This window comes from Ideonella sp. P3_A4, from assembly GCF_056403075.1.
The window spans coordinates 1-4,939 of sequence record NZ_JBFUGE010000449.1 but is presented as its reverse complement, the minus strand read 5'-3'; the positions used below and the strand labels follow the sequence as shown (position 1 = coordinate 4,939).

The 4,939-nt window shown below is 65.5% G+C and carries 3 protein-coding genes; 2 read left to right on the top strand and 1 reads right to left on the bottom strand.

Annotated elements, in window-relative coordinates; genetic code table 11:
- Positions 1 to 174: 174 nt before the first annotated feature.
- Positions 175 to 708 (top strand): glutaredoxin domain-containing protein, encoded by a 534-nt coding sequence (locus AC1DYI_RS26480; protein WP_477207116.1) that lies wholly within the window; start codon positions 175 to 177, stop codon positions 706 to 708.
- Between the two features lie 199 nt (positions 709 to 907).
- A complete protein-coding gene (locus tag AC1DYI_RS26475; protein ID WP_477207115.1) occupies positions 908 to 1,840 on the top strand; it encodes a hypothetical protein in 933 nt (310 codons plus the stop codon).
- Between the two features lie 155 nt (positions 1,841 to 1,995).
- Here the strand turns inward: AC1DYI_RS26475 and hrpA are convergent.
- On the bottom strand, positions 1,996 to 4,939 hold a 2,944-nt coding region (hrpA, locus tag AC1DYI_RS26470), incomplete at its 5' end, for an ATP-dependent RNA helicase HrpA (protein WP_477207114.1).

Sequence of the window (4,939 nt, the reverse complement as noted above, 5' to 3'; positions counted from 1 at the left end):
GCTGCTGGTGGCCGAGAGCTACGCGCATTTGTTCAAGCAGATGTGAATTCGGCTGTGACGAACTGCGCGCCCGGGCGGGATTGAGCCGAGGCCAGCCCTGATCAGGCCCATGGCGCCGGGAGAATCCGCCGGCTGCTCGCGCAGCCAGCCCGATACACCGACACGATTCACGCCATGCCCACCATCTGCCCCAAATGCCAGCACGTTCGCCCGGTGGACACCACCGCGCCCGATTGGCAATGCCCTGCATGTGGCGTGGCCTACGTGAAAGCCGCCGCGGCCGCTGACGCTGCACGCCGCCCTGTGACGCAGCCTGTGATCTACCGGGCCGTACCCGAGCGGCGCGTCGCATGGGGCAAGTGGATTGCGGTACTGGTGCTGGCCTATGGCGCATGGGCCGGCTACCGCATGTCGACCGAGCGCCATGGCAGCACCGGCCACAGCGACATGTCCACCTTGGCCGCTGGCGTGCAAGCCGAAGAAGTCGTGATGTACACGACCACCCATTGCACCTACTGCGCACAGGCCAAGAGCTGGCTGCGCCAGAACGGCTTTGCGTTCACCGAATGCAATGTCGAGAAAGACACCAGCTGTGAAGCTGGTCTGCGCGCCACCGGCAGCTACGGTGTGCCGACTCTGCTCGTGCGCGGGCAACTGATGGCCAACGGTTTCGACTCGGAAGAGTTCGTCGCACTTCTGCAGCAGTGAGCGTTCGGCAGTTGTAACCATCTTGCAAGACGGCCGCCGAATCACGGCCATCTCCGGCTTTTCGCTTCCTTATCCGCATCGACTCCGCGTCGATGAGGTGGCTGTCGCCTGACTCGCTTCTTCTGGTGTTTTGAGCTGAGTGGGGCGTGATCTAGCGCTTCAGGCCCGTCGGGCCCGGCGCTGACGCCAAGGAAGACTCATGCCTCTCATCTCGAAGTCGTTGTGGGCCACCGCCGCAGTGTTCGCCGCGGGTTTTGCGCCTATCCCTTCGCAAGCGCAGTTTCAAGCCGAAAGCACCGTGCCCCCCGGCTACAACGCCAGCTGCAACTGCTACCGCAATGTGCCCTACGGTTCGACGACCTGGATCGAGCCGACGACCCGCAAGCTGGCCAAGCAAGCGATGGACATCTGGATGCCGCCGCAAGGCTTCAGCGGCCCGCGCCCGATCGCCTACTACGGTCACCCGAACGGCACCGGCAACTACATCGCCAAGGACATCACCGCCGGCTCGCTGTACAGCCGCGTCGTCAAGCCGCTGACGGACCAGGGCTTCATCGTCATCTCCTACGAGTTCCGCCACCCGGTCGTGAACTACGTGGCCGGCAGCCCCACGCCGCGCTTCGACATCCAGAAGGCCATCAACACCTTCGTCAACAACCATGCGGTGGCGCTGAATGCGGACCCCACCAACTCGTTCATCAGCGGCCAGTCGCGCGGCGGCGGCCTGGGCATCCTCACGGCCCTGACTGGCAAGCTGCCGGGCACCACGGTGCGCGCCATCTGGACCTACCAGGCCCAGACCACCTTCAACTGCAATGAGATGGCCAACACGTTCGTGATCGAAAGCGATCGTGCCGCGTTCCTGACCCAATGCACCGCGGTGCCGGACGCTGGCTCGTCGCTGCAATCGGTCACCCCGTCGGCGCCCCCGATCTATGCCGCCTATGACCGCCCGTTCAACATGGTGCAGGTGCCGGCCAGCCAGGTCGACGTGCACTACCCGGACTTCGGCTACCAGTTGTGCCGCCGATACCAAACGGAAGGCACCAACCAGTGCCAGGCCGCACCGAGCGTGTCGGGCGACACCGCCTGGTCGGGCATGGCGAACTTCTTCATCGCGCACATGCAGTGAGCGCGCAGGCTGCTGCAGCCTGACGAAACGACAAAGGGCCCAACGGGAACGCTGGGCCCTTTGCCTTTGTGGCGTCAGCTTCGCCGACCAAACCTTTTGGCTTCGACATGACATGCCCTATGGGCAGATGTCAGTCTGCGCCGAAAGGCGCAGCCTCAACTTGTCAGTTGAGTCCACACCTTTTCAAGCCGCTTCGCCGACACCGGCTGCGGCGTTCGCAGCTCCTGCGCAAACAGGCTGATGCGCAGCTCTTCCAGCAGCCAGCGGAACTCTTCCATCCGCGCATCGGCCTGGCCTTTCAGATCAGCGATGCGGCGCTGGTAGCGCTGTTCCATCGGGCGCAGCTCGGCCAGGCGTTGCGAGTCGCGTGCGGGGTCGGCACGCAGCTTGTCCAGCCGCATCACGATGCCCTTCAAGTAGCGCGGAAAGTGCTGCATCTGCGCCCACGGGCTTTGCGCCACGAAGCGCTTGGGCACCAGGCGCTGCAGCTGCGCGTTGATGTCATCGGCCACTTCCTTCGGCGGCTTGCTGTCTTTGAGCTTGCGCACCGCGGCGGCGTACTCGACCAGCACCGTGCCAGCCATGCGCGCCACCTCTTGCGCGATCAGGTTCAGCCGCGCGCGGCCTTCATCGATGCGCTTGTTGAACGCCATCGCGTCCTGCGGCAACGGTTCTTGCAGAAAGGCGCGGTCCAACGCCACGGCGATGACCTGGTCGCGCAACTCTTCCATGCTGCCCAGCGGCATGAAGGCGACTGCCATCTTCTGCAGGTCCGGGATGTTCTTTTCCAGGTACTTCAGCGGCTCCTTGATCTGCAAAGCGACCAGCCGGCGCAGGCCGGCGCGGTRCTGCGCCGCGGCCACGTCGGGCTCGTCGAAGACCTCGATCTCGACATGCGCGCCTTTGTCGATCAGCGCCGGAAAGCCGATCAGTGTCTGGCCCTTCTGGCGGATTTCCATCAGTTCGGGCAGCTCGCCAAAGGACCAGGCTGTGTAACGCGCGGCCGGCGCATCAGGCGCGGGTGGCGCCGGTGCCTTGACCACGGCGGTGACGCCGCGCGATGGCGTTGCTGATGTGGCCGCAGGTGCGGGCGGCGGTGGCGGCGCGTCGGGCCGTTTCAGCGCGGCCAGGGCCTGGAAGGCCGAGCGTGCCTGGCCGCCCCACTCTGCCTTCAGCGTGGCCAACTGACGACCCATGCCGAGCTGGCGGCCATGCTCGTCGACGACGCGGAAATTCATGAACAGGTGCGGCGCCAACTGTTCGAGCTTGAAGTCGTTGCGCTGCACCGCGAGCTGGGTCTTCTCGCGAACGGCCTTCAGCAGCGCGTCCATCAGCGGCCCCTGCGCAAAGGTCGTCAGCTCGCAGAACTCAGCCGCGTAATCGGGCAGCGGCACCAGGCGTGAACGGGGCCGCTGGTGCAGGCTCTTGATCAGCGCCAGCACCTTGCCTTCGAGCATGCCGGGCACCAACCATTCGCAGCGCTCTTCGCTGACCTGGTTCAGCGCATAGATYGGCACGGTGACGGTGACACCGTCCTTCGGGTCACCCGGCTGGTGCAGGTAGGTGGCCGCGCAGTCGACGCCGCCGAGGCGGATGGTCTTCGGGAAGGCCGAGGTCGTGATGCCAGCCGCCTCGTGACGCATCAGCTCTTCGCGGCTGAGCATCAGCAGCTTGGGCTGCTTCTTCAGCTCTTCGCGGTACCAGCGCTCGAAGCTGTCACCGCTGACCACATCGGCCGGCAGTTGCTGGTCGTAGTAGGCGTAGATCAGCTCGTCATCGACCAGCACGTCTTGCCGGCGTGCCTTGTGCTCCAGATCCTCGACCTGGGCGATCATCTTGCGGTTGTGGGCAAGGAACGGCAGACGGGTTTCCCACTCGCCGTTGACCAGGCCTTCGCGGATGAAGATCTCGCGCGCGGCCCGCGGGTCCACATTGCCGAAGTTCACGCGGCGGTTGGCGTAGATGACGATGCCGTAGAGCGTGGCGCGCTCCAGCGCGATCACCTCACCGGCCTTCTTCTCCCAGTGGGGCTCCAGCAGCTGGGTCTTCAGCAAATGACCGGCGATCGGCGCGATCCACTGCGGCTCGATGGCCGCGAGGCCGCGGCCGAACAGGCGTGTGGTGTCGACCAGCTCGGCGGCGATCAGCCAACGGCCCGGCTTCTTGCTCAGGTGCGCACCCGGGTGGCGCCAGAACTTGATGCCGCGCGCGCCGAGGTACCAGTCGTCGTCATCGGCCTTCAGGCCAATGTTGCCGAGCAGGCCCGCGAGCATCGCCAGGTGCACCTGCTCGTAGGTGGCTTGCGCGCCGTTCAAGCGCCAGCCGTGTTCGGCGACGACGGTCTGCAACTGCGAATGGATGTCGCGCCATTCACGCACCCGGCGCGGGTTGACGAAGCTCTCGCGCAGGCGTTGTTCCTGCTGGCGGTTGCTGAGCTTGTGGCTGTCGGTCTTCTGCTCTTTCGCGCCGGCGTGGCCGTGGATGCCGCGGCCTTCCTCGATCCACTTCCACAGCTTCAGGTAGCCCATGAACTCCGACTTCTCGTCGTCGAACTTCTTGTGCTTCTCGTCGGCGGCCTGCTGGTGCTCGAGCGGGCGGTCGCGCACGTCCTGCACGCTCAAGGCGCTGGCGATGATCAGCACCTCGGTCAGCGACTGGCGCTCGCGCGCTTCGAGGATCATGCGGCCGACGCGCGGGTCCAGCGGCAGCTTGGCGAGTTCCTTGCCGATCGGTGTCAGCTCGTTGGCTTCATCGACCGCGCCCAACTCAGCCAAAAGCGCGTAGCCGTCGGCAATCGCCTTGCGAGGCGGGGGTTCGAGGAACGGGAAGTCCTCGACCAGGCCGAGGTGCAGCGCCTTCATCCGCAAGATCACGCCAGCCAGCGATGAACGCAGGATCTCGGGGTCGGTGAAGCGCGGGCGGCTGGCGAAATCCTTCTCGTCGTACAGGCGAATGCAAATGCCGTTGGCGACACGGCCGCAGCGACCGGCGCGCTGGTTCGCCGCGGCCTGGCTGACCGGTTCGACCTGCAGCTGCTCGACCTTGTTGCGATAGCTGTAGCGCTTGACGCGCGCCAGGCCGGCATCGACCACGTAGCGG